Consider the following 23,336-nt stretch of genomic DNA (forward strand, 5'->3'; position numbering starts at 1 on the left):
ATTATGTGATGAGTTTTCTTTTAGAAGAGGAATATTATTTGGATAATATGCTCTCTTTGATTGGTAATCTTTTATGTTAAAAGATATAGGTGAGGTGCGATGGATCATTTTTATGTTGTGGAGAAGGATTGATGAGTTTTTTTCGTTGTATTGGCCGTTCTGCCTTATTTATGTTGGATCCAGAGCAAGCACACGGTTTAGCGATTCTCGGGCTGAAAAGTGGATTAAATGGCTGTCAAAAGGTTATCGATAAACGTTTGTGTGTAACTGTTGCTGGGCTTGAGTTTGAAAATTTTATTGGTCTTGCAGCGGGGTTTGATAAAAATGCAGAGGTTGTAGATGGTATTTTTCGGTTAGGATTTGGTTTTACTGAAATTGGGACAGTGACACCAAAGCCTCAGATTGGAAATCCTAAACCACGGCTTTTTCGTTTAAAAGAAGATGAAGCGATTATTAATAGAATGGGTTTTAATAATGATGGACATCAAGTTGTTTACAACAGATTGCGTGCGCGTAAAAAAACTGGTGTTGTAGGAGTCAACATTGGAGCCAATAAGGATACGGTCGATAAGATTGATGATTATACTGTTGGTATTGCTCATTTTTATGATGTTGCTGATTATTTTACGGTTAATATTTCTTCTCCTAATACACCAGGTTTACGTGATTTACAGGCCCGTGACAGTTTGCATCTTTTGTTGAGTGCAGTTTCGCAAGCGCGAAATGAGCAAGAGAACAAGCATGGATTCTCCATTCCTATTTTTTTAAAAATTGCCCCCGATTTATCAGAGAAAGAATTAGATGATGTTGCTGAAGAAATAAAACTTTCTGATTTTAATGGACTGATTGTTTCCAATACGACTCTTGCACGCCAAGGTCTTAGCAATAGTCACCTCAGTAATGAAGAGGGTGGGCTTTCTGGACGTCCACTTTTTGAGCGTTCTACTATTGTGCTTGCAAAAATGCGTAAAAAATTAGGGAAGGAGATTGCAATTATTGGTGTTGGCGGTGTAAAGGACGCACAAACTGCTTTGGAAAAAGTAAAAGCTGGTGCAGATTTGATTCAATTATACAGTGGGATGGTTTATGAAGGTCCAAATCTTGTCATAACTATTCTGCAAGAGATTTTGCAGATGATGCAACAAGATGGCGTTGATAACATAAAAGGCTATCGTGATCATAGTCTTGAGCAGTGGGCAAAATTTCCTTTGTAAAAAACGCTTTTTTCTTCACAAAAAATTGAGAGATTTTTTTAAAGGGGCTTGCAAACTTTGTTGATCTTCCTTATGTCTCATAAGCAAAGAATAAATGTTTACGAAATCGTGAACAGTTATGATACATTTGCTTTTTATGCGGTTGTAGCTCAGTTGGTTAGAGCGCTGGTTTGTGGCACCAGAGGTCGTAGGTTCAAATCCCACCAACCGTACCATTTGTCTTGTTACAACTTTTCTAATTCTTATTTTTTGCGTGTGAGCCGTCACGGAGCAGAGACCTTGCGCGGATGATTTTTCTCAAATTTTGCCCAAAACGGAATGATACGATCAATAATCGCTTGAAATATAAACGGGTTAACTAAATCTATGATTCTGATTGCAATTGCAATAATAAATATCTCTATCAGTATATTTATATACTTTTAGTATATTTTGTAAACCAAGAGAATCTTATTTGACTTTCATTATTATTGCTCATAATATAAAATATTAAGTTTAAACACATAAAATAAGTAAGCATAAATTTACTAAAATATGCCATATTTTTGACACAATGCCCTTAATTTTGTCAACTATATATTATAAATATGAACTTGCATGAAAGTGCATTCATATTTCCAGGGGTGTTTCGGTGGTTAATTATGGGTAAGCCATTCTGGCGCGGGGACATAAGTAACCTTGGGGGATTTATTTATACACTAAATTGGGGAAAATAAATGGGAAGTTCAAGTGGTTCGCACGATTATTGCAGTGCCGATGATTTTAGTAGCAAATATAACTCTGGTACTGCGTTTGGTAGCAAGTATGGTGGTAAGGTTGGCTTTGCGAGTGGTCTTTTCATAGGAGCAGCGGCATCGCGTAATCCTGTTACTACCATGGCCTCAGCAAGCTTTGGGCAAATTGTAGGCGATAATTTCGGAGACACCATAGGCGGTTATGGTGGTTATGGTGTGGCTGCTGCCCAGTGTGGAGCACAGTTGTTGGGTCAATCTATTGCTAATTCAGGTGGTGGGATGTTGATGCACTTTTGATGTAGTTCTTTGGATTATCCTAAAGCCTAGAATGGTGGTACTGTAAAAGGTGCCACCTTTATGTTTGGAATATTGTACAGGAGGAGCTATGGGCGCGTTTGGTTTAGTGCTCGCTTATTTTTGTCTGTGTTTTGGCATGTATCTATTCTTAAAAACTATTGCTATTAATGGAAAAAGCATGTTAGGCGGGGAGAACATAGTTGCATTCATAGTGGTGGCATTGGTTGCTCCTCCCCTCATGTATGTCTTTGAGTATATAGTTGGTGTGCCGATAACATCTCCTCCTGTTATTATAATTATGTTCTTTCTTTCTTTTTGCATTGAATTTATACCCAATATAGTAAACAATATAAAGTGCTTTAGTTTGGCCATTATCGCAAGTTGCCCCATTTTTTTCATCGCAGCTGGTTTTATTGTTGTGAGTGATGACGTTCTGTTAGATTTTTTTGATCTGCAGCTTTCGAGCTGTATTTATCTGCTTTTCATTATTCCTTTGATGATAGAGGGGGCTCGCTATGTCCTAATTGCTAAAGCTTTGAAGGAAAAATCTATGTCAGTGCTAGATTTAAGCATTTGCATTGGCTGTGGGTTTGCCATAGGCGTCTTTTTTGTGTCATCACTGCTTTTATCAGACCTTCGAGAAATCTATCAACAGATAGGTTTTGCAAACAGGGAGACAGTGAAAAAAATGTTTGATTATGCGGTGCTTGGTTTTGCTATTCTAACGGGCCAGGTTTTTTTGACATTTTTGATGGTTCTCTTTGTTACTACAAAGAAATATTATTGGTTGGTCCTTGATGTTCTTGCAGAGCTGTTTTTTAGCCTCTTTGTTTCTTATTCTGTAGCGTTTGTTCATACAGATGATAACTATGGAATGGTTAGAAATTGGATTTGTTTGATGTATGTTGTTTATGTGTACGCGCGTTACATTAAATCAAAGAGTGTGAAGCTTAGCGTGATTAACCCGTTTAAAAGGAAAACTGAGTGAGAAGACAGGAGGCTATAGTTCTTTGGGTTATCCTAAAGCCTAGAGCAGCCAACCCAGGAGGGGCAGTTTCTGGAGCAATAGTAGGCAGGGTCCCGTGGCGCAGCTGCGGATATTGCTAAAGCTGGTTGGAATTGTGCTCGCTCTAAGTGGTGAAATTGTTGTTTGACCTGGCTTTTTTAACAAGGTAAAGGCCTTGCTAAGGGGTACGCTATCAGCCTCTTAGCAGGGAGTTTTTCTCCCGCAATAATATCTTGGTATGCTTGGGAGGGCAAGACGCTTTAAGGAAATTATATGTCTGACTTAATTTTTGGAATGCTGCTTAGTTTTGGGATAAGTTCCAGCCCTCGTCTCCTTAAAAACAATGGCTTGTTGGGCGAGTGCGTCATTTTGGGGGGGGGCTAGCTGGCCTTTCCTGCGCTATCATCTTCGCCTATCCACATAGTGAAAGTGGGCTTCCAGACTTATCTTTGCTTTTGGTATGTTATCTTGGCATGCTTTTAATTCTGCACGAGCACTACTTATATAAATATTTAGTTCTTGGATTCTGTGGTGCAGTTGCTGCCTTGTGTATTGGGGCAGGTTTTGTATATTTGAGCTCTTTGTTGCCATTGCCTGCTTTGTCTGCTGCTAATAATAGCCAGCAGCAGGTGGTGCATTACATGAGTTTGGTTGCTGCAAACTATCCCTTTTTTATCCTTTTGATATCAGTTTTAACTGCGGAGCTTTTGCGTTTGTGGTTGCTTCGCGTATATAAGCCAGAATTAGCAGCGCGTGAGGTCCTTTATTTCGGGCTGGGCTTGGGGTGTTCTAGACTTATGCTATAAGACCCTCCCAGCTCTTTTTCTTTACTTGAATTACCGTGTTGATAGGGAGCCACAAATGGCGGGCTATGTCGCATTTGAATCTTGTCCACAAGCGATCAGCTATCTTATTGCCGCGGGCATGATTGTATTGATGCATGGTGTAAATACGCGCTTTATGTATCTTGGTTTCCAAGATAAGCGCAAGGCCTATTTCTATCTGCCTTTTGTAATTCATTTTGCTGTTGATCTTTTGTCTATGTTTGGCATTTCTTCAGACTACGCAATATTAATAAATTCTATTTCTGAGGCTTACCATAATGCTTGACAAATTGACATTATCTGTTATCAGCGCCGTTTTTTGTCTGGTGCTGATTATTTTTCCTTTGATGAAGAAAAAAACATTGGTTGAACATTTGGTTTTCTTGCTCGTTGTTTTGTGTCTTGTTTTTCTTTATGTTTATGGCGCTGTGAGTTATTTTCCTTATTATGTTTTGGTGCTTTCGCTTATATTGGGGTACCGCTGGTTACTCTCTTTGGTTAAAGCGTTTAAAGGCACGAAGGCGATTATTGGGGCAAGCGCTGGTTGTTATGTGCTTTTGATTTTTTTTCTATACGGCTTTATGCGTATGATAGGTAGTTTAATTTTTGATTTTTCTGCTTATAGTACGCCTAATATTGTTTTTGCTGTTGGTCTATTCCCTATAGGCATGGCGATTATGCAGTTTTTTTGCTCTCTCATTGGGTGGCAGAAGATAATGGCAATGGTGTAGAGGCAGCCCTGAGCGTGGGAATGGGGATTTGGGGGGCTGCTATGGGGCTTGCACTGCTTACATCTCTACCAGAAGCTATGATGATCCTAAAAGGGGCCTTTAGTCTTGATAGGGGCGCCTTACTTTCTTTACTTGAGACGGTAATATATTATGCGTTTATTATAGGTCTGAGTCTTTTATCAACTTTCTTAATGCTTGTGGTTTGCCTTGACAAGAAATGGCGTTTTTTTGTTCTTATCCTGCTTTTACAATGCTTGGCGGCTTGGGCGCGCTTTTCATGGCGGGCCGCTGAGCCAGAACTTCTTGCAATTGGGCATTATACAATCGCTACTATTCTTATGTTTGCTCTTATGCGGCAAATTTATGATTTTGTGCAAGACAGATTATCCATGAAGAAAAATAGCAGTTACGCTGTAGTAAATGAGGGGGCATAATAATGTTGGTTTTATTTATTACTTCGCTTCTCGCAGTCCTTATTTATGGCGCTGTCATTTATAATTTTTTTCGCTCTACATTTAGTTGGATAAATGTGCTGTTGAGCGGCATAGTTTTTGGGGTGATTGTTCTGTTAGTATGGCGTTACTCGGAAACAGAACATAAACTTGATGCCTTACGTTTACTGCAAGTGCTTGGCGTTGTTTTTATTCTATGTGTGTTTCATCATTTTCTGAAGTTCAAATTGGTTGTCGCTGGTGCTGTGGGATGGTTTGTTGCTAGCTGCATTGCTGGCGGGTTTATTGCTTTTTGGGAGCAATCTGTAATAAAAACGCTTTATATGATGAGTATTGTTGAAACCAAGAGTCGTGCAGAGCAGGGGCTGGCGCTTGTTTTTTTATTTTTAACATTTACGGTTTTTTTTTGTTGTAGCAGAAGAAGCTATGCGTCGTTGGTTAGTTACTAAGTTTTATCGGTGCTCGCCTAGTTTTTTGTGGCGTTTGCCGCTGAATATTGGCATAGGCTGGGGTTTATGCGAATTAGCTTATAAGGCGCTAGGGCCTTTCCTTGTTTATAATGGCTGGCCTATTCGATCTAGGTTATTAGCCAATGAGTATGTAATTTTTTATTCCTGGACGCAAGCGAGTATTTTTTTGTGTGCTTTAATGAGCGTCATACTCATGCATATTTTCAATACATGCTTGGCGTATCGTGGTGTTGTTACGCGCTCTAAATTTTATGCGTGTGCGCCTTTTTTTGTCCACGCTATTGCTAACTGTTTCGGTGCAACAGTGCTGGTTACAGAGAAGGTTTGGTTTAATGTTGGGGGCAGCTTGTTTATTCTACTTTGTGTGATGTTGTTCGTATATTTTGAAAGCAAAAATCCTTTAATACAAAACATAAAATTGCGCGCTTAAAGTGTTGTAGAGTGATGAATAACTTTGCGTACTCTAAGTATGGCTAGAGAGCCTGATACGCGCTTGCTGTTCTGCAAAAAAATAGAGAAGGTTAGCACCGACGTAACGCGTCCAGTACCAAGAGTGACGTCATTTCTGCACTAATTGGGGGGAGGGTGTGCCACTGTCCACGCGCATATGGGAGTTTGCAAATATGCTATCATGTAACTTTCTAGTGTCTTCCTTTCTATTATCCTCCATGAGATTGAAGATGGGAATCTTGAGGCGGCGATATGAGACTTAAATTTAAACAACAAGAATTTCAAAATGATGCGGTTAAAAGCGTCATTAATTTGTTTAAAGGCCAGCCACAACGGGATTCTTCTTTTTCTTTGCATTCAGAACAAGGACAATTAGCGTTAAATGAATTTGGTTATGGTAATCAATTATTGATCAGTGATGAAAGCATATTAGCAAATTTACGAGAGGTGCAACAGAACAATAAACTCTTGGCGAGTGAGACGCTAGAGCAAAAGCAGTTTTCTATTGAGATGGAAACGGGAACAGGTAAAACTTATGTCTATAGCAAGACGATTTTTGAGTTAAATCAACGCTATGGCTTTACCAAATTTATTATTGTCGTACCAAATGTTGCTGTTCGCGAAGGGGTATATAAATCACTTCAGGTAACAAGGGAGCATTTTCAAGCAGAGTTTGATAATCTGCCCTATCGTTATTTTATTTATAATTCAAAAGATCTTTCGCAAATTCGCCAATTTGCAAGCTCTAGCAATATTGAAATTATGATTATCAATATTGATGCATTTAAAAAGCAGAAAATATTATCAACCTTCCGCAAGATAGACTGAATGGCGAAAGCGCTATGCGCTATATCCAAGACACAAAACCGATTGTGATCATAGATGAACCGCAATCGGTGGATAATACAGCAAAAGCGAAGGAGGCTATTGCGAGCCTTAACCCGCTTTGTGTTTTCCGCTATAGTGCCACGCATAAAGATGAGATTAATCTTTTATATCGTTTAACACCTGTTGATGCTTATCAAAAAGGACTGGTAAAGCAAATTTGTGTTTCTTCTAATCAGATAGAGCAAGATTTTAACCGTTCCTATATTGCCTTGAAATCCGTATCACACAAACATGGCTTTAAGGCGCGCTTAGAGTTGGATATTGCGGGAAAGAATGGCACGGTGAGCCGCAAAACAGTTACAGTGAGACGGCGATGATCTGTATCGCGTTATGGGCGGACGTGAGCTTTATAAGGGCTATATTGTTTCGGGTATCAATTGCATGGCGGGGGATGAAGCTGTTGAGTTTTCTGATACTGAAATTGTCAAATTTGGCCACGCACTTGGTGATGTGAATACAATAGAGCTTAAACGCGCACAAATTTATCGCACTATAGAAACACATTTAGATAAGGAATTGCGGCTTGTGCCTTTAGGGATTAAAGTTTTATCACTTTTTTTTATTGATGAGGTGGCTAAATATCGTAGCTCTGATGAAGAGCCAGCACTTTATGAGCGTATGTTTGAAGAATGTTATGAAGAGCTGTTGGCGAAAAAGAAATATGCCTCCTTGCGAACTAAGTTTGCGCAAAATATTCGAAACGTGCACGGCGGTTATTTCTCGCAAGACAAGAAAGGCCGTGTATAAGGATACAAAGGGCGACAGCCAAGCTGATGATGACACTTATAACACGATTATGCGCGATAAGGAGTGGTTATTATCTTTTGCATGCCCCTTGCGTTTTATCTTTTCGCATTCGTCCTTGAGAGAAGGCTGGGATAATCCGAATGTGTTTCAAGTGTGTATGTTGATTGAACAAAAATCGAATTTTACCGCACGGCAAAAGATTGGTCGCGGTTTGCGCTTGTGCGTAAACCAACAAGGTGAACAGGTAGAAAATAAAGATATAAATGTGCTGCATGTCATGGTGAATGAAAGCTTTGCTGAGTTTGTGAGTACATTGCAAAAAGAATTAGAGGCGGATATTGGTTATAAACTTGGTACATTGCAGATGGAGCATTTGGTTGGCCGTATTTATGAAGATGTAAAATATGTGGCTGCTAAAGTGGAAGTATCGCAAGCACAAAAAATTGTTAAAATACTTGTTGCAAAAGATTTTATTGATGAGGCGGGTGTCGTTAAAGTAGATCAAAATTTAGTAGCGAGCGAATTTGATGCTATAGGGGCGGAGGAAATGCCACGCGAATTGCGTCAAGAAATTGTGAAAAAAACTGATGCGGGCGCGCTTATTAATGTTGAGATACTGCAAGATCTGATTTATATGACAGCTGTGACGGAAACAAAGATTCTGTCTTCGCAAGAGGCTGCTGATATATTGGTTGAGTTGCGTGAAAAAGCCTTGCTTACATCAGCAGGAAAAATCACAGATACATTAAAAGCGCAATGGGCAACTGGGACGTTAGATTTAAGTGAACGTTTTAGTAAAGGGCAAAAGCAGGCTGTGCTGCAGGCGCTAGAAGCGAGCCAAGCCATGCCGATTATTCGTAATGCTGCGCGCGAAGTGCGGGTTAAGCTTAAAAAGCAAACAGTGGCTTCGCCAGAGTTTTTGTCCTTGTGGGAGAAGATCAATAAAAAGACCACTTATCGTGCAAAGCTTGATCGCACAGAGTTTGTTGCCAAAGCAGTGGATGCAGTGGAAAAAATGGCACCAGTTGCGCCCGCGCATTTGGTTTATCAGACAGCAGAGATAGAACTGGATAGTGCTGGTGTGACCTATGAAGAGCAGTTATTAAAGCAGAGTGCGCTTGATTATAGTTTTTGTGCACTGCCGAACATTGTACATTATTTGACCTTAAAGCTGAAATTAACCGCAAAGACAATTATTGGTATTTTGACAAAGAGTGGTCGTGAGCATGAGTTTGTGAAAACTCCACAAGCTTTTTTAGAGTGCATAGAAGAAATACTCAATAAAACCTATGTTAATCTTACAATTGATGGCATTAAATATTTAAAGCTGGTCGGGCAAGAATATAGTGTGCAAGAGCTTTTTACCAGTGAAGAGCTTGTGGCAAATTTAGAGCGTACAGCTGTTGTGAGTGAGAAGAGTGTGTATGATCATGTGATTTGTGAGAGCCGTATTGAGAAAGAGTTTGCGCAAAATCTTGATAATGACTCTGATGTAAGATTGTTTTTTAAACTGCCAAGAAATTTAAAAATAGCCACTCCCATTGGTTCTTATACGCCTGATTGGGCGGTTTTTTTAGAGTGAGATGGCGCGCAAAAGCTTTATTTTGTACTGGAAACAAAAGGAACGAATAGCGAGTTTGATTTGCGCCTTAAAGAAATGCTGAAGATTAAATGCGGCAAGGCGCATTTTACCGCCCTTGAGACTGGTGTGGTGTTTAACGAGGCACTGGTGATGAGTTGGCGCGATTCTAAGCGGGGGGTGGTGGTAGAGAGAGTGGGGGGCTGTGGTAGGAGTGGGCGGCACGAATGACGCTGTCTTTAGTTGCGTACCACCAAGCTAATTTTGTGCTTTGCGAAATTCGCCAAGGCTTTTGGACGTACCGCGTTTATCGCGTAATAAAATCTTATGAATATCATGCAGAAGGCGCGCAGAAACGGGTGATTGCGTGACTAGCTTCCCAATGCCGTAATAATGCCGTAATTAAGTACAGCCACATAATGAGATAGCTCTTCAATATCATCAGTCGCACTGATACTTTTTTTATTTTCAAACAATAATAGGTCAGATGGTAACGATTATGTCCTTTCTATCTAAGAAAAGAGTAGCACCGCTTGCGTATATGCACGAGTAAAAGTCAATCAACATTGGTCTGAGGTAAAAACCGCCAATTATTTCTAATACACCTAAGGATTTCATAGCTTGCTCTAACGGTTTATATAAAACTGCCCTTTTAAAAGATGGATTGGGCGGCAAATTTATTGGGATATAGGCTTTATGAATCTCTCGAACTAAGCTTTCTACTATGCAGGCCCTAAGGCGTGATTGCATATATGGTCGCATCTGTTGCTGCGTTGTGTAGGCAAAGATCCTAAACTAGGAAAGGAGGGCTGCTCTTTTAATTACAAAGGAAGAATACGGCGCGTAAGTGAAGCAAAATGTATTTTGAGGAGCAGAAGGGGTGAGGCATTTGATGTCCAGTGGGTGACGGATTAACTGGAGTATAAGTAGGCATTGCTAGGGCGGAGTTTTTAGTTAAGAATTGCACTTCGTACGCTATAAGCTCTCTGCATCCTTCATATAGGCGTTGGATCATCGCCCAATGCAACGTAAAGGGGCTGTTTTGTCTTTAGCGTTTGTTTGGCTGCTTCTATAGCGCCGCTGGCTCTATCAGCCATTATGGTGATAATTTTCTCGTCCAAAGAATAGATCAATTGATTGCGTAATAGGGTATGTGTGCCTTTTTCGACCGTGTCTTTTTTTAAAAGCAGCTGTTACCTCGTGGCAGGGTTGGGGGTGTCTATATGATCAGCCTGCCAAAGAAATGGAAGCGTTATCGCGATAGCTACCAATAGTAGTCCAGCGATAAAGGTGGCAGCAAACTGCAATGATATAAAAGAACCAAGGACGCCGACCAAAAAGCTTCCGACCGGCGTTCCAGCATAGCCTATCACCCGAAAAGCAGAATTAGCTCGCCCGAGAAGTTGCTTTGGTGTGAGGCGCTGCCTGAAGGCGGTAACACCAATAAACCATAAGCTTGCTCCAACGCCAGCAATAAAGGTGACGCCCCATACGACGACAGCACTTTTTGAAAAGGCTGGAATCAGCAGCAAGACAACCGTTCCTAAACCGTCAGTGAGAACAGCTAGGCGCACCGGTGCATAGCGTATACGCGGCGCAAATAGGGCTCCTGCCATTGTTCCAAGCGCGTAGGCTGCAAACATCACGCCATATTGGCTGCTATGTAGGCCCAGATACCGACTGTCGGTAACGAAGAAGATGAATGAGGTTAGGAATGCTCCAAATACCACCGATAGAAAGAATGTGAGTAATGTAAGGGAGGTAAGATGCCGATTTGAAAAAATGAAACGAAAGCCGGCAATGATATAACGGAAAGTGATGTTTTCTTTATCAGGTGTTGGCGATGTCGGAACAGCATGGCGAGCGGTAAAAATCAATGCGATAAAAAGCACGATTAACAGGCCGAGAAATAGCAGTGTGCTATGCGCTAAAATGCTGCTTGTTATGACAGGGGCAAGAAAATAGGAGACCCCGAAATCTAAAAACAAGACAATAGAGTAGAAGGTCATCAATCGCTCTCCCTCCATGATAAGTGGTGGAATCGTCATTATATAAGCTTCGGCAGAAACGACGATGAATCCAGCAATGGTTGCATAGAAGAAAATTTGTTCGGCTGGAGCAATCTGTATCATAAGTAGTATGAACAGGACAATATGCAGTAGCATGAAGATGAGGAGAGCTGTGGTAGCAAGTTTTATTTTGTCGCAGCGATCAAGTAAAGCGCCTGCAAGGATGCCGAAAATTGGCCACGCTAATGAAAAGAGACCTTGCGCCCAACTTACTCCGACTACGCCATATCCAGATTGTCTTGCTAATAGCGGGATGGCAGTGCGCAAAGCACCGCTGAGTAAGGCGAGAAGACTAACGGTTAGGCAAAAATAGCGTATGTTCTTGTTGGAAAAAAGCGTGAACATTCTGTTCTCCTTAAGATGCCACACAGGTTTCCACTGTTCCATCAAGTACGGCGGTTGTATTCAGCATGTTTGAGACATAGCCGTCCAAGATATTCCTATCCGCCTGAGGTAGAAGAAAATACATAAGGTTGGAATACCATTGCCAACCACGCTGAGTCAGCTGGAGATCGTTATCACTTTCTGCGATGAGACCTGCATCTATGAGCTGTTGTAGGTTATTGTAAACGAAAGAGGGGAGTGCGGTCCAGTCAATTCTTTCTTTTTTGGCATAACCGTTATAAGGTAGCCTCATACACAAAGCCTTGGAGGCTTGTTGCTCTGCTGATACCCAATTGTAGTATACTTTGGATTTGCCTTTAAGTTGTATGTCGGTAATGTATCCGCTTCGACTGGGATTGGCTCGTGTGACGAGTGAGCCGAGAATCGACATTGCTGACGCCCCAAAGCCAACGACATAATCGTCATGATAACCATGCAAATATTTGTGATAGCGGAAATGATTAGCTGAACTCGTTTTAGCGAGCGTTAGAGGAGTGTTATTGGCAATTTTGATATAGGAATGCCCATTACACGGCGCATAGCCGCAGCTGCGCATAACGATATCGCTAAATAATCGAAGCATCTGTCGATGCTGTAGGCTGGATGGCTTTAGCCCTTTTTGTGCGTAAGACTTATGCAGTTGCGACGTGATAGCCAGATTGTTGATTGCATAGAGGTTGATGGTTTCAGGGTGAAGCTCGCTGGCTTGCTTCAAATCGTATAATAGTTCTTCGCCTTGCTGGCTGTGCATGCCATATAGTAGGTCAAAACCGACATGTCCAATGATCTCTTGTGACCAAGCCACGGTATTGTTGATTTGTTCACGTGTTGAGGTGAGGTTAAACAATGATCGGAAACGCTCAATGAAACTCTGTATACCGAAGCTGATCCGGTTAACGCCGATCTCACGGGCAGCATAAAGTTTATCACGTGTGACGCTCTTCGGTTCGCTTTCCAGTGTAAATTCGGTTAAGGAAGAGAGCTCAAATTCGGCATGCAATACTTTTCCGATGTGTCGGATATTATCTGCAGACAAAAGCGACGGTGTGCCGCCCCCTATATAGATGCTGCGGATGGTCCCTCTAAGCGAGCGAATGAAATTTCCTTTGTTTCTGATCTCTGTGGTAAGCGCTGAAATATAAGATTCGATTTGTTTAACATGCTTGTAGGCCCCTTTCTGAAAGGGACAGAAGGAACAGATGGTTTCGCAAAAGGGAATATGCAAATAAAGAGAAATGGTACACGCTTGTGGAATCTGCTTACTTTGCGCTAGTTTATTAAAGTCTAGGTAATCGTAAAATTCATTTGAAATAGTGCGAAATAACGGATATGTGAAGTTGTAAATCGGCTTGAGTTGATCGAACTTCACAAAAGGATGATCCACGAGTTGCATAGCTTACCTCCCCCAATTTCTTAACTCGCACTATATTATTGACGGGCGACTGGTGACCCAATCACCCGAGTGTATTACCAAAGATTTTCACGGAACATAATGAATCCTCCTTTTGTAGAAGTTATATGTATAATACATATAACTTCTTATATGAACAGGCTAGCTTGTTTAAGAGGCAATGTAAAGATAAAAATATAAAAAAACTTTCTCTTGCAGCCGTATGGTCTGATATTGTAATTGGTATCCTGTTTTACGTGGTCGGGCTATGAATGCCTAGGGCGAGAAAAAGCAGGGTATTTTAATGGACGTGCGGGGCATTCTTGTTATGTTACTGGGACTTGGAATTTGCGTCTGGTTATGAAATATCATTAGCGCAAAAAGATGGTTTTAAAGGTAGAGATACATTTTTTAATATCCCTGTAAAACTTCGAGAAGAGATAGAATTATCTATTAGAAAACATATAAATATCCAGTGTGATAATATTATCGAATTACATGACATCATCACTCTTGCACGCCATTTTGACATATTACCTAAAATCTCATTGAGATTGTGCCATGTACTGGCAAACGGGGATAGATCGTGTTTTGGTATGACTGCGGCGAAGTTACGTGCCGCATTATCTTTGCTAGAATCCAATAGGATTAGGCTTAATGGGGTGCCTTTGCATGTGGGCTCTAATTTGAATTCGACTGAGTTAATAGTATCCACCTTAACTAAGGCTGGAAAGGATATTTACGCATTGAAGGATCAAAAAAGTTTTATCAGTCTAGGCGGAGGATATCCGACTTCCACAGCATTTTGCGATGCCGTGACGGTCAATGACGAATACCCTCGTAAAATTTATGAGGCATTATCACAATTGGGTTGTGATTTACATAAGCTTACGGTAATTATTAAACCTAGGCGTATTATATCTAAAGATTATGGTTATTTATTCTCAAATATTAGCTCTATAAAAGAACAGAATGGTACGAACTTAATTATAATCTGGGCTCTGGGGATGTGTGCTCAATCTGCACAGTATCACTAGATCATAAGTCAAAGTATGTGAAAGCAACTGATACAAAAAAGATTTTACGATAGTGAAAGATCGACGTAAAGGACGTTAGTTCAAAGGAAATTGATATTATTGTGTTCTCATATCCTGATTTTTTGGCTTTTTAGATATAAATAACACACCTCCTAGTGGGCTGGAAACTATCAAATGTTGGATCACGCATGGCGCAATTAGCAAAAAATCCTATCTATTGGATTTGGTATGCTCTACTAGATTCTCAGCTCTAAATATTGTGTGCGAAGTGCAATGTCAAGCGGTGGGAATTGATATAAGTGCAGAGTTTGTACCATCCGCTCAGAACAAGGTTGATAGCTCTATATTATGCAGGCGATGGTTAAGTTTCATGTCGGAAATGCTGAGCGTATGACTTATCCTGAAAATACATTTACGCATATTACGGCGGGGTGAGTATTTGTAAGCACAGCTGTAAAGGCTACTCGCCATCCTAGGGTGTTTACTTCTATGTGGATAACAATAGAGTTACAAAACTTGCTTCATATTAAAAGAAAAGTTTCTTTTCTTTTAATTAAGCATTGCTACAACCAAAAGGGAATTAAATATCTCGCCTTTATTATTCTCGTCAATGTTTGCTTATATATGATTATTTGAATCGGAATTAGGTTACGTACAATATGGTATTTCTCGCTGTTTTATATAAGGAGAAGGTTCGCACCGATGTATCGGGTGCAATATCAATTTTTTCACTATGGTGATAGGATAGCTTTTTGAGCGTAAAGTTCTTTTACCTTGATGGATCTTATAGTATTCTTCAAAAATATCAGTTGATAAATTTTTTTCGTGTCGTTTATGCATGGGCTGATACAATAAGAATAGGACTTGATTGTTTTTAAAGTTGGTATGTTATGGCTGTAAAAAATGGTAAACAAACGAAAAGTAAGAATTTTAAACCTGTCTCTCGTTTTCTCAAAAGTTTACGTGGTGTGCGCAATTGGGAACAAGTTTCACAATGGCTTGCTTTTCGTAAGGTAGAGGATATTGAATGTATTACGCCTGATCAAGCAGGGGTACCACGGGGCAAGATGATGCTTTCTAAAAAATTTACATCGGAAACATCATTGGCATTGCCTTCAGCAGTTTTTATGGCAACAATTTCAGGGGATTATCCGGAAGATGGTCATGGTTTTGAATATCCTAAAGCAGATGGTGATTTACGCCTTGAGCCTGATCTTTCTACGTTAAGCATTGTTCCATGGGAAGATGCTCCTACGGCACAGGTGATTTGTGATCTTGTGTATCAAAATGGTCAGGTTGTGGATTACACACCACGCAATGTTTTACGAACAGTAGTTCATTTTTACACAAAAATGGGTTTAAGCCCTGTTGTGGCACCAGAAATTGAGTTTTATTTGGTACAAAAAAATCCCGATCCTGATTATCCGTTAGTTCCACCGGTTGGTCGTTCTGGGCGTTCAATTGGTGGTGGACAGGGGTATTCCATTGCTGGTGTTAATGAATTCGATGATTTGATTGATGATATTTATCAATTTTCAGAGGCACAAGGATTGGAAATTGATACCCTCATTCATGAAGAAGGAGCAGGACAGTTTGAAATAAATTTACGTCATGGTGATCCTATTGAATTAGCGGATCAAGTTTTTATGTTTAAACGAACAATTCGTGAAGCAGCACTAAAACATAATATGTATGCAACTTTTATGGCAAAACCCATTCAAGGGCAGCCGGGTTCTGCTATGCATATTCACCAATCGGTTGTTGATAAGAAAACCGGTATGAATATTTTTACACAGGAAAATGGTGAAGAAAGTATCTGTTTTCGCCATTTTATTGGTGGATTGCAAAAACATATGCCAGGCGTACTTGTGATGCTTGCGCCTTATGTGAATTCTTATCGACGTCTTGTCCCTGATAATTCGGCTCCTGTTAATTTGCGGTGGGGATATGATAATCGTACTACAGCTTTTCGAGTTCCCCGTTCTGCTCCTCAAGCGCGACGTGTTGAGAATAGGCTTCCTTCATCAGATGCGAATCCTTATTTAGCCCTTGCGGCTTCTTTAGCGTGTGGTCTTATTGGTTTGCAACAAAAAATTGAGCCGGATGAGCCAGCGATAAATAATGTAAACGCTGATAATATTGAGTTACCGCGTGGGCTCATTGAGGCAGTCAATTTGTTTGAACAAGATACAGTGATACGTGCTATTTTAGGGGATGTGTTTGTCAGTACTTATGCTGCAATCAAACGACAAGAGTTTGAAACTTTTATGGAAGTAATCAGTCCGTGGGAGCGTGAATATCTCCTGCTGAATGTTTAAATTTTATGACGATGATTGATTATAATTCAATTTCTCCAGGAATTTCTTGGTATGAAGATGCTTTAAGAGAACGTCCCTCTTATCCTTCTTTTTGTGAAAACAGACAGTGTGATGTGGTCATTATTGGAGGCGGATTTACGGGGCTTTCGGCTGCTTATCATTTAGCCAAGGCTGGAGTAGATGTTGTTTTATTTGAAGCATCACGTTTTGGTGATGGTGCTTCAGGGCGCAATGGTGGACAGCTGGGAACAGGGCAACGGAAATGGGTAGAAACATTAGAAAAAAAGTATGGTTTTGAGCGAAGTAAGGCTCTGTTTGATTTAGCAGAAGAAGCTAAAAGAGATATTTTAGCTTTATGCGCAATGCCTAATTGTCCTTGTGATTTGATAGGAGGACAGCTTTCTGTAACTCATAAAAGGCGTGAGCTTCTCTCTTATCAACAGCATATTGAGGCGATGCAGCGTTATGGCTATCACGCGCTTACTTTTATGGATAAGGCTGAAACATTTGAGCGACTTGGGTCAACTTTTTATTGTGGTGGTATTTATGATGCGGATACCGGTCATATAAATCCCTTAAAATTGATTATTGGGTTGGCAAAAAGAGCACAAGATGCTGGTGCTAAGCTTTATGAGAAGTCACAAGTAACGACCGTAAGGCGCAAGGGAGCACATTGGAAAGTAATAACAGAAAAAGGTAGTGTAACAGCAGAGCATGTTTTACTTGCAACAAATGGGTATAAACTTGGTCTGGAGCGTTTTATTGAAAAAAATATTGTTTCTATTCGCTCTTATATTGGAGCAACGGACCCATTACCAAAGCATAGTTCAATTCTTATAGGGGGGGAATCGGTTGATGATTCCCGTTTTATGGTTCGCTATTTTCGCAAAAGCATTGATAATCGTCTCTTATTTGGTGGTGTAGAAAGTTATGATAATAAGCATCCTCTAAATTTAGATGAACGTATAAAACGGCAAATTGTTGAAATTTATCCTCAATTACATTCTATCAATTTAAGCCATCGGTGGGGAGCAACGGTTGCCATCACAGTTGAACGCATGCCCTATGTTCGCCAAATTTTTTCAAGGATGACTTATTGTGGTGGTTATTCAGGGCATGGCGTTATGCTGGCTCCTTTCGTGGGAAAATTATACGCAGAATGGTTAACTGGAAAATATGAACGTTTTTCCTATTTCCAAGACTTAAAGATTTCATCTTTTCCGGGAGGAAGAGTTTTGCGTTATCCGCTTATATTTTTAGCAATGCGTTGGTTTTCTTTATTGGATCGCCTTTAATGGAAACATTGCTTGAAATGAAGAAAATTAATGGCTTATTTAGTATCTGTCTGCTTTAATGATGAAAGCTTTTATAAGTGATATGGGATTTCATAATCGAATAGAAAATAAACAAGTTCATGGTGCGTAAAATTATTCCAGTTTCTTCCTTTGATTGTATTGTTTTTGGTGGCAATGGTGATCTGGCGTTGCGCAAGCTTTTGCCGGCTTTGTATCATTGTCAGTGTGCTGGGCAATTCAGTGAGCCAACACGTATTATTGGGGTTTCGCGCACTTCCTTAAGTCGTGAAGAATATCAAAATTTTGTCCGCATTTCTTTAGAAAAACATATCCATCCAAAAGATCTCAATTCAACAGAACTCAATCGTTTTCTTGCACGTTTAAGCTATGTTTCTGTTGATGTTTCCTCAAATCGAGGGTGGGAGGATTTAGCCCTCCTTCTGTCACAAGATTCAGCGGATATTCGAGCTTTTTATTTGGCTGTTGGTTCGTTACTTTTTGCTGATATTGCGATGAAGTTGGAAAAAAATGATTTGGTGACAGCACAAACACGGATTATCATTGAAAAGCCAATTGGTTGTGATGTAAAAACAGCTGTTTCACTTAATGATGTATTTGCAAGCGCCTTTAATGAAGAGCAGATCTTTCGTATTGATCATTATCTTGGGAAGGAAACTGTTCAAAATTTAATGGCATTGCGGTTTGTTAATACACTTTATGAACCGCTATGGAACTCCAATTATATTGATCATGTTCAAATAACCGTTGCTGAATCTTTGGGGTTAGAGGGGCGTACAGAATATTATGAAAGCACTGGTGCTCTACGCGATATGGTTCAAAACCATATGCTACAATTACTTTGTTTGGTTGCGATGGAAATACCATTTACTAACAGTGCTAATGCTGTGCGCGATGAAAAACTTAAAGTTTTACATTCTTTAACACCGCTTGATGTCCATAATGTAGGGCAGCATACTGTACGTGGGCAGTATCTTTCTGGTCTATCAAATGGTATATCGGTAGAGTCCTATTTTGATGATCTGGGAAGAGTGAGTAAGAGTGAAACCTTTGTAGCACTTAAGGTTAAGATTGATAACTGGCGTTGGGCTAATACGCCTTTTTATTTACGAACAGGTAAGCGTATGTTCACGCGAATGTCTGAAATTGTTGTTGTTTTTAAACCTATTCCTCATAATATTTTTAATGTGGATTTAGATGAAATTTTTTCTAATCGGCTTGTAATTCGTCTCCAACCTGATGAAGGTGTAAAACAATGGTTGATGATTAAGGATCCAAGTTATGGCGGTATGCGGTTTCGTCACATTCCATTAGACATGAGTTTTGCTTCCGCATTTTCTGAACGTAATCCTGATGCTTATGAACGTTTATTAATGGATGTTATTCGTGGAGATCAAACACTGTTTATGCGTCGTGATGAAGTTGAGGCTGCTTGGCGTTGGATTGATCCAATCATTGAGGGATGGGAAGCAATAAAACAGCCTGTTCACAGTTATAACGCTGGTTCGTGGGGTCCATCTGCTTCGATGAGCCTCATGGAACGTGATGGGCGTATATGGAACAATTTAGTTTAGAGCAATAAGTATGTATAGAATGAATATTGATCGTTTAGATTTTGAAACCCCTCAGACTTTAGCCTTGGCATTGGCAGATCGAGTAGCCGCAGAGCTTAGTGTATCTGTTCTTGAGCGCAAGAGAGCAGTTTTAGCGGTGTCTGGTGGTAAAACACCAGAATTGTTTTTTCATTATTTGTCAAAAGCAGATATTGATTGGCAAAAGATCATTATCACTTTGGTCGATGAACGTTTTGTCCCTACACACGATGAACGTTCAAATGAACATATGGTACGGTGTCATTTGTTACAAAATTTTGCCGAAAAAGCACGTTTTGTAGGGCTTTATCATAAAGCAATTACTGCTGAACTTGCTGCTTTTTCAGCGGCGAGTCGTGTTAATACTTTGCCTAAACCCTTTGATGTTGTTGTTTTAGGAATGGGGGAGGATGGACATACGGCTTCTTTTTTTCCTGATGCTGATCGTTTAAAGCAAGCGCTTGATTTACGAACACAAGCACTTGTTTTACCCCTTCATGCTAAGAGTGCTGTTGAGCCAAGACTCTCACTAACTTTGCCAGTTATTATGCAATCTCGTTGTATTATTCTCCATTTCGAAGGTTTTCAGAAACGCGATTGTTTTGAAGAAGCTTGTCAAGACGAGTCTGAAATAGAAATGCCTATTCGGGCAATTTTGCGTAATTCCCCTCATCTCGTTCAGGTTTATTGGTCGCCTGCAGAAAATGAAATAAGTGAATCAAAGTATGCGACACAAGGTGAATAAAACGTAATCTCTCTCAATGAATGAGGGGAAGAAACAATGAAAGGGGGAGAGAAATATGGCACTTTCCAAGACAATTGCCACAGTTACACGAAGGATTTATGAACGTTCTCGATCAACACGAGAAATTTACTTAGATCGTATTGCAAAAGCACAAGTTCATCGCCCCAAACGGAGTTTTTTAGGATGTGCCAATCAGGCTCATGGCTTTGCTGCTTGTGGTGCAATAGATAAAGAGCGTTTGAAGGGAAATATCGTTGGGAATATTGGCATTATCACGGCATATAACGATATACTTTCAGCGCATCAACCTTTTGAAAAGTTTCCTCACTTAATTAAAGAGTCGGCCCGTATGGTTGGTGGTGTTGCACAGGTTGCAGGTGGTGTTCCCGCGATGTGCGATGGTGTTACACAGGGAAATGCGGGGATGGAGCTTTCCCTTTTTTCGCGTGAAGTAATTGCAATGGCGACGGCTATAAGCTTATCACACGATGTCTTTGATGCAGCATTGTATCTTGGGGTGTGTGATAAAATTGTACCAGGTTTATTGATTGGTGCACTAACATTTGGTCATTTACCAGGAATTTTTATAGCAGCTGGTCCCATGACAAGTGGTCAAGGTAATGATGAAAAAGCGAAGATACGTCAACTTTACGCGGAAAATAAAATAGATCGCCAAACACTTTTAGCATCAGAAGCACGTTCTTATCATGGGCCAGGAACATGTACATTTTATGGAACAGCTAACTCTAATCAGGTGATACTGGAGATGATGGGGCTTCATATGCCGGGAGCTTCTTTTATTAATGCGAATACACCGTTGCGTGATGCTTTAACAAAAGAAGCTACGAAACGTGTACTTGAAATGACAGATCTTGGTGATCATTATAGTCCACTTGGTATGATCATTGATGAGCGTTCTTTTGTGAATGCCATTGTAGGATTAAATGCAACAGGAGGTTCTACCAATCATACGATTCATTTGATTGCTATGGCTGCTGTTTGCGGTATTAAATTGACATGGCATGATATTGCAGAAATTTCATCCGTTGTGCCTCTTTTAGCGCGCATTTATCCTAACGGTTTAGCAGATATCAATCATTTTTATGCTGCGGGGGGAATGGGATTTATTATTCGCGAGCTTATCGAGGCAGGTTTGGTACATGAAGATGTCTCTACGGTTTTTGGTAAAGATCTCAATGCTTATGCAATTGAAGCAAAGCTTTCTGCTGATGGTCATGTGGTACGTGAAGTGGCTCTTAAGGAAAGTGGTGATCATAAGGTGTTAGCGGGGTGGAGAAAGCCGTTTCAGCTTGATGGTGGTCTTCGTGTTTTATCAGGAGATTTGGGAACAGCTATTATAAAAGTTTCCTCTGTTAAACCAGAGTATTGGCAGATTAAAGCACCAGTCTTTGTTTTTAATGATCAAGAGGAACTACAAAAATCTTTTAAATCTGGAGTGTTGCATAATAAAGACTTTATCGCTGTCATTCGCTATCAAGGACCAAAAGCCAATGGTATGCCAGAGCTTCATAAATTAACGACCATTTTAGGCGTTTTACAAGATCGCGGTCAAAAGGTAGCATTGATAACCGATGGGCGTATGTCAGGAGCGTCAGGAAAAATTCCTGCTGCTCTCCATGTGACACCAGAAGCAGTGGATAATGGCCCCATTGCACGTTTGCAGGATGGTGATATTGTTTTTCTTGATGCTCATGAGGGTAAATTAACTCTTTTGGAGGATTTAGCAAAATTTAACGCGCGAAAAATCATACCTCCGGATCTTTCAAAAAACGAACATGGTGTTGGACGCGAACTTTTTCATGTTTTTCGTCAATCCGTTAATCGTGCAGATCAAGGGGCATCTGTTTTTATGACATGAAAAATGCAAAAATAAATAAGCTGAACCATATACAATGAAACCATATACAAGGAATTGTTACAATTTTTAGAATTTTGGTATAGGCAGATTGTGTGATCGCGCGGCCGCTTTGAGTGTATTAACCATAAGCATGGCAATTGTCATTGGTCCAACGCCTCCTGGAACAGGGGTGATCGCAGCAGCTTTTTCTTTTACGTTTTCAAAATCGACATCACCAACAAGACGTGTTTTCCCTATACCTTTTTCTGGTGCAGCAACGCGGTTAATACCGACATCAATAACAATTGCACCATCTTTTATCCAGTCTTTTTTAATCATTTGTGGGCGGCCTACAGCTGCTACTAGAATATCAGCGCTTCGACACACATCATCAAGGTCACGGGTACGACTATGGGCAATTGTCACAGTGGCATTGGCTGCTGTTAAAAGGGCAGCCATAGGTTTTCCAACAATATTAGAGCGTCCAACAACGACAGCATCAAGTCCAGATAAATCTTGCCCACAGTGTTGTTCAATCATCATCATGGCTCCAGCTGGAGTGCAGGGAATCATCGCATCTTCAAGTGCGTTTGCTGCGAGTTTTCCTACATTAATATAATGAAAACCATCAACATCTTTTTGGAAAGCAACGGCTTGTGTTATGCGATTTGTATTCATATGAGCAGGGAGAGGCAGCTGTACCAAAATACCATGAATTTTGGGATCAGAATTTAATGTTGCAATAAGTTGAAGGAGTTCTTTTTCTTGCGTTTCTTTGGAAACGACATGTTTGATTGAAAGAAACCCACATTCTTCGGCTTTTTTATTTTTTGAGGTGACATATACTTGACTTGCAGGATCATCTCCAACGATAATAACAGCGATACTAGGTTGTATATTATAGTGATGGCGGAGCTTTGCTGTTTCGGCCTTAACTTTCACAATAATCTCTTCAGCAAGTTTTTTTCCGTCGATAATATTATTCATTCAGAGATCCTTTCGGTAAGGCTGTTTGTTTTTTTTGTAAAGCATTTTCTAATAATACGATAGAGTTTTATAGCAATATTCATATGAGAACAGTAAGAATGGTTTTATAATGTTGTGGATTTATAGTTTTGAAGACTTTTAAATAATTGCTTTATAAAGAAGCAGCAACATTGCTGTTTGAATAAATTTTGGATAAAGAACAAAAATAATGAAGATACAAAGTGGGTATAGTGAATTATAGGATTATAAAA

At 40.1% G+C, this 23,336-nt stretch carries 22 protein-coding genes, 1 tRNA gene and 1 pseudogene; 21 read left to right on the plus strand and 3 right to left on the minus strand.

Going from position 1 to position 23,336, the window contains the following annotated elements:
• Positions 1 to 131: 131 nt before the first annotated feature.
• The 15 genes and pseudogenes from ACFIME_RS03730 (at position 132) to ACFIME_RS03800 (ending at position 9,763) form a co-directional block, all read left to right on the plus strand.
• Complete coding sequence (locus ACFIME_RS03730) at positions 132 to 1,214, plus strand: quinone-dependent dihydroorotate dehydrogenase (RefSeq protein ID WP_375684519.1); 1,083 nt, start codon at positions 132 to 134, stop codon at positions 1,212 to 1,214.
• A 138-nt stretch (positions 1,215 to 1,352) separates the two neighbouring features.
• A tRNA-His gene (locus ACFIME_RS03735) sits at positions 1,353 to 1,429 on the plus strand.
• Positions 1,430 to 1,930: 501 nt separating this feature from the next.
• Positions 1,931 to 2,245 (plus strand): hypothetical protein, encoded by a 315-nt coding sequence (locus ACFIME_RS03740; protein ID WP_375684520.1) that lies wholly within the window; start codon positions 1,931 to 1,933, stop codon positions 2,243 to 2,245.
• A gap of 88 nt (positions 2,246 to 2,333) precedes the next feature.
• Positions 2,334 to 3,233: a hypothetical protein gene (locus tag ACFIME_RS03745; protein WP_375662408.1), complete on the plus strand. Its 900-nt coding sequence runs from the start codon at positions 2,334 to 2,336 to the stop codon at positions 3,231 to 3,233.
• 377 nt (positions 3,234 to 3,610) lie between these two features.
• Complete coding sequence (locus ACFIME_RS03750; protein WP_375684521.1) at positions 3,611 to 4,057, plus strand: hypothetical protein; 447 nt, start codon at positions 3,611 to 3,613, stop codon at positions 4,055 to 4,057.
• A 55-nt stretch (positions 4,058 to 4,112) separates the two neighbouring features.
• The gene (locus tag ACFIME_RS03755; protein ID WP_375662410.1) at positions 4,113 to 4,361 is read left to right on the plus strand and encodes a hypothetical protein; all 249 of its coding nucleotides are present in this window, start codon (positions 4,113 to 4,115) and stop codon (positions 4,359 to 4,361) included.
• Positions 4,354 to 4,806 carry a hypothetical protein gene (locus tag ACFIME_RS03760; RefSeq protein WP_375662411.1) on the plus strand — a complete coding sequence of 151 codons (453 nt, stop codon included), beginning with the start codon at positions 4,354 to 4,356 and terminating at the stop codon, positions 4,804 to 4,806. The genes ACFIME_RS03755 and ACFIME_RS03760 overlap by 8 nt, the downstream gene beginning before the upstream one ends.
• Positions 4,764 to 5,240: a hypothetical protein gene (locus ACFIME_RS03765; protein WP_375684522.1), complete on the plus strand. Its 477-nt coding sequence runs from the start codon at positions 4,764 to 4,766 to the stop codon at positions 5,238 to 5,240. Before ACFIME_RS03760 ends, ACFIME_RS03765 begins: the two co-directional genes overlap by 43 nt.
• Before the next feature lie 2 nt (positions 5,241 to 5,242).
• Positions 5,243 to 5,707, plus strand: coding sequence for a hypothetical protein (locus ACFIME_RS03770; protein WP_375684523.1), 465 nt, complete (start codon positions 5,243 to 5,245; stop codon positions 5,705 to 5,707).
• A complete protein-coding gene (locus tag ACFIME_RS03775) occupies positions 5,685 to 6,158 on the plus strand; it encodes a hypothetical protein (protein WP_375684524.1) in 474 nt (157 codons plus the stop codon). The genes ACFIME_RS03770 and ACFIME_RS03775 overlap by 23 nt, the downstream gene beginning before the upstream one ends.
• A gap of 272 nt (positions 6,159 to 6,430) precedes the next feature.
• Positions 6,431 to 7,006 (plus strand): DEAD/DEAH box helicase family protein, encoded by a 576-nt coding sequence (locus tag ACFIME_RS03780; protein ID WP_375684525.1) that lies wholly within the window; start codon positions 6,431 to 6,433, stop codon positions 7,004 to 7,006.
• A gap of 14 nt (positions 7,007 to 7,020) precedes the next feature.
• The gene (locus ACFIME_RS03785) at positions 7,021 to 7,383 is read left to right on the plus strand and encodes a hypothetical protein (RefSeq protein ID WP_375633521.1); all 363 of its coding nucleotides are present in this window, start codon (positions 7,021 to 7,023) and stop codon (positions 7,381 to 7,383) included.
• 13 nt (positions 7,384 to 7,396) lie between these two features.
• The gene (locus tag ACFIME_RS03790) at positions 7,397 to 7,813 is read left to right on the plus strand and encodes a hypothetical protein (protein WP_375684526.1); all 417 of its coding nucleotides are present in this window, start codon (positions 7,397 to 7,399) and stop codon (positions 7,811 to 7,813) included.
• A 547-nt stretch (positions 7,814 to 8,360) separates the two neighbouring features.
• Positions 8,361 to 9,623, plus strand: a pseudogene (locus ACFIME_RS03795) (hypothetical protein).
• Positions 9,620 to 9,763: a hypothetical protein gene (locus ACFIME_RS03800; RefSeq protein ID WP_375633529.1), complete on the plus strand. Its 144-nt coding sequence runs from the start codon at positions 9,620 to 9,622 to the stop codon at positions 9,761 to 9,763. The pseudogene ACFIME_RS03795 and the gene ACFIME_RS03800 overlap by 4 nt, the downstream one beginning before the upstream one ends.
• 822 nt (positions 9,764 to 10,585) lie before the next feature.
• On the opposite strand, the gene ACFIME_RS03805 is transcribed toward ACFIME_RS03800, so the two are convergent.
• Positions 10,586 to 11,806, minus strand: coding sequence for an MFS transporter (locus tag ACFIME_RS03805; RefSeq protein WP_375681829.1), 1,221 nt, complete (start codon positions 11,804 to 11,806; stop codon positions 10,586 to 10,588).
• Positions 11,807 to 11,816: 10 nt separating this feature from the next.
• Complete coding sequence (locus ACFIME_RS03810) at positions 11,817 to 13,238, minus strand: coproporphyrinogen-III oxidase family protein (protein WP_375684527.1); 1,422 nt, start codon at positions 13,236 to 13,238, stop codon at positions 11,817 to 11,819.
• 338 nt (positions 13,239 to 13,576) lie between these two features.
• Between ACFIME_RS03810 and ACFIME_RS03815 the strand changes: the two genes are divergently transcribed.
• From ACFIME_RS03815 to edd, 6 genes are all read left to right on the plus strand, one after another.
• Complete coding sequence (locus ACFIME_RS03815) at positions 13,577 to 14,272, plus strand: hypothetical protein (protein WP_375633533.1); 696 nt, start codon at positions 13,577 to 13,579, stop codon at positions 14,270 to 14,272.
• Positions 14,273 to 15,162: 890 nt separating this feature from the next.
• Complete coding sequence (locus ACFIME_RS03820; protein WP_375618430.1) at positions 15,163 to 16,590, plus strand: glutamine synthetase family protein; 1,428 nt, start codon at positions 15,163 to 15,165, stop codon at positions 16,588 to 16,590.
• 11 nt (positions 16,591 to 16,601) lie between these two features.
• A complete protein-coding gene (locus ACFIME_RS03825; RefSeq protein ID WP_375684531.1) occupies positions 16,602 to 17,885 on the plus strand; it encodes an NAD(P)/FAD-dependent oxidoreductase in 1,284 nt (427 codons plus the stop codon).
• Positions 17,886 to 18,004: 119 nt separating this feature from the next.
• Entirely contained in the window at positions 18,005 to 19,477 is a 1,473-nt protein-coding gene (gene zwf / locus ACFIME_RS03830; RefSeq protein WP_375633535.1) for a glucose-6-phosphate dehydrogenase, read from the plus strand.
• 10 nt (positions 19,478 to 19,487) lie between these two features.
• Entirely contained in the window at positions 19,488 to 20,240 is a 753-nt protein-coding gene (gene pgl / locus ACFIME_RS03835; RefSeq protein WP_375662620.1) for a 6-phosphogluconolactonase, read from the plus strand.
• Between the two features lie 55 nt (positions 20,241 to 20,295).
• Positions 20,296 to 22,119 (plus strand): phosphogluconate dehydratase, encoded by a 1,824-nt coding sequence (edd, locus tag ACFIME_RS03840; protein ID WP_375662621.1) that lies wholly within the window; start codon positions 20,296 to 20,298, stop codon positions 22,117 to 22,119.
• 66 nt (positions 22,120 to 22,185) lie between these two features.
• On the opposite strand, the gene folD is transcribed toward edd, so the two are convergent.
• Entirely contained in the window at positions 22,186 to 23,085 is a 900-nt protein-coding gene (folD, locus tag ACFIME_RS03845; RefSeq protein WP_375618434.1) for a bifunctional methylenetetrahydrofolate dehydrogenase/methenyltetrahydrofolate cyclohydrolase FolD, read from the minus strand.
• Positions 23,086 to 23,336 lie beyond the last annotated feature (251 nt).

Origin of the sequence: Bartonella sp. AP1QHHD (assembly GCF_042196265.1) — a bacterium.
GTDB lineage: Bacteria > Pseudomonadota > Alphaproteobacteria > Rhizobiales > Rhizobiaceae > Bartonella.

Coding starts and splice junctions, on each gene's coding strand:
- ACFIME_RS03730 (WP_375684519.1), top strand. CDS start 132: ATGAGTTTTTTTCGTTGTATTGGCCGTTCTGCCTTATTTATGTTGGAT.
- ACFIME_RS03740 (WP_375684520.1), top strand. CDS start 1,931: ATGGGAAGTTCAAGTGGTTCGCACGATTATTGCAGTGCCGATGATTTT.
- ACFIME_RS03745 (WP_375662408.1), top strand. CDS start 2,334: ATGGGCGCGTTTGGTTTAGTGCTCGCTTATTTTTGTCTGTGTTTTGGC.
- ACFIME_RS03755 (WP_375662410.1), top strand. CDS start 4,113: ATGGCGGGCTATGTCGCATTTGAATCTTGTCCACAAGCGATCAGCTAT.
- ACFIME_RS03760 (WP_375662411.1), top strand. CDS start 4,354: ATGCTTGACAAATTGACATTATCTGTTATCAGCGCCGTTTTTTGTCTG.
- ACFIME_RS03770 (WP_375684523.1), top strand. CDS start 5,243: ATGTTGGTTTTATTTATTACTTCGCTTCTCGCAGTCCTTATTTATGGC.
- ACFIME_RS03775 (WP_375684524.1), top strand. CDS start 5,685: ATGCGTCGTTGGTTAGTTACTAAGTTTTATCGGTGCTCGCCTAGTTTT.
- ACFIME_RS03780 (WP_375684525.1), top strand. CDS start 6,431: ATGAGACTTAAATTTAAACAACAAGAATTTCAAAATGATGCGGTTAAA.
- ACFIME_RS03785 (WP_375633521.1), top strand. CDS start 7,021: ATGCGCTATATCCAAGACACAAAACCGATTGTGATCATAGATGAACCG.
- ACFIME_RS03790 (WP_375684526.1), top strand. CDS start 7,397: ATGGGCGGACGTGAGCTTTATAAGGGCTATATTGTTTCGGGTATCAAT.
- ACFIME_RS03800 (WP_375633529.1), top strand. CDS start 9,620: ATGACGCTGTCTTTAGTTGCGTACCACCAAGCTAATTTTGTGCTTTGC.
- ACFIME_RS03805 (WP_375681829.1), bottom strand. CDS start 11,806: ATGTTCACGCTTTTTTCCAACAAGAACATACGCTATTTTTGCCTAACC.
- ACFIME_RS03810 (WP_375684527.1), bottom strand. CDS start 13,238: ATGCAACTCGTGGATCATCCTTTTGTGAAGTTCGATCAACTCAAGCCG.
- ACFIME_RS03820 (WP_375618430.1), top strand. CDS start 15,163: ATGGCTGTAAAAAATGGTAAACAAACGAAAAGTAAGAATTTTAAACCT.
- ACFIME_RS03825 (WP_375684531.1), top strand. CDS start 16,602: ATGATTGATTATAATTCAATTTCTCCAGGAATTTCTTGGTATGAAGAT.
- zwf (WP_375633535.1), top strand. CDS start 18,005: ATGGTGCGTAAAATTATTCCAGTTTCTTCCTTTGATTGTATTGTTTTT.
- pgl (WP_375662620.1), top strand. CDS start 19,488: ATGTATAGAATGAATATTGATCGTTTAGATTTTGAAACCCCTCAGACT.
- edd (WP_375662621.1), top strand. CDS start 20,296: ATGGCACTTTCCAAGACAATTGCCACAGTTACACGAAGGATTTATGAA.
- folD (WP_375618434.1), bottom strand. CDS start 23,085: ATGAATAATATTATCGACGGAAAAAAACTTGCTGAAGAGATTATTGTG.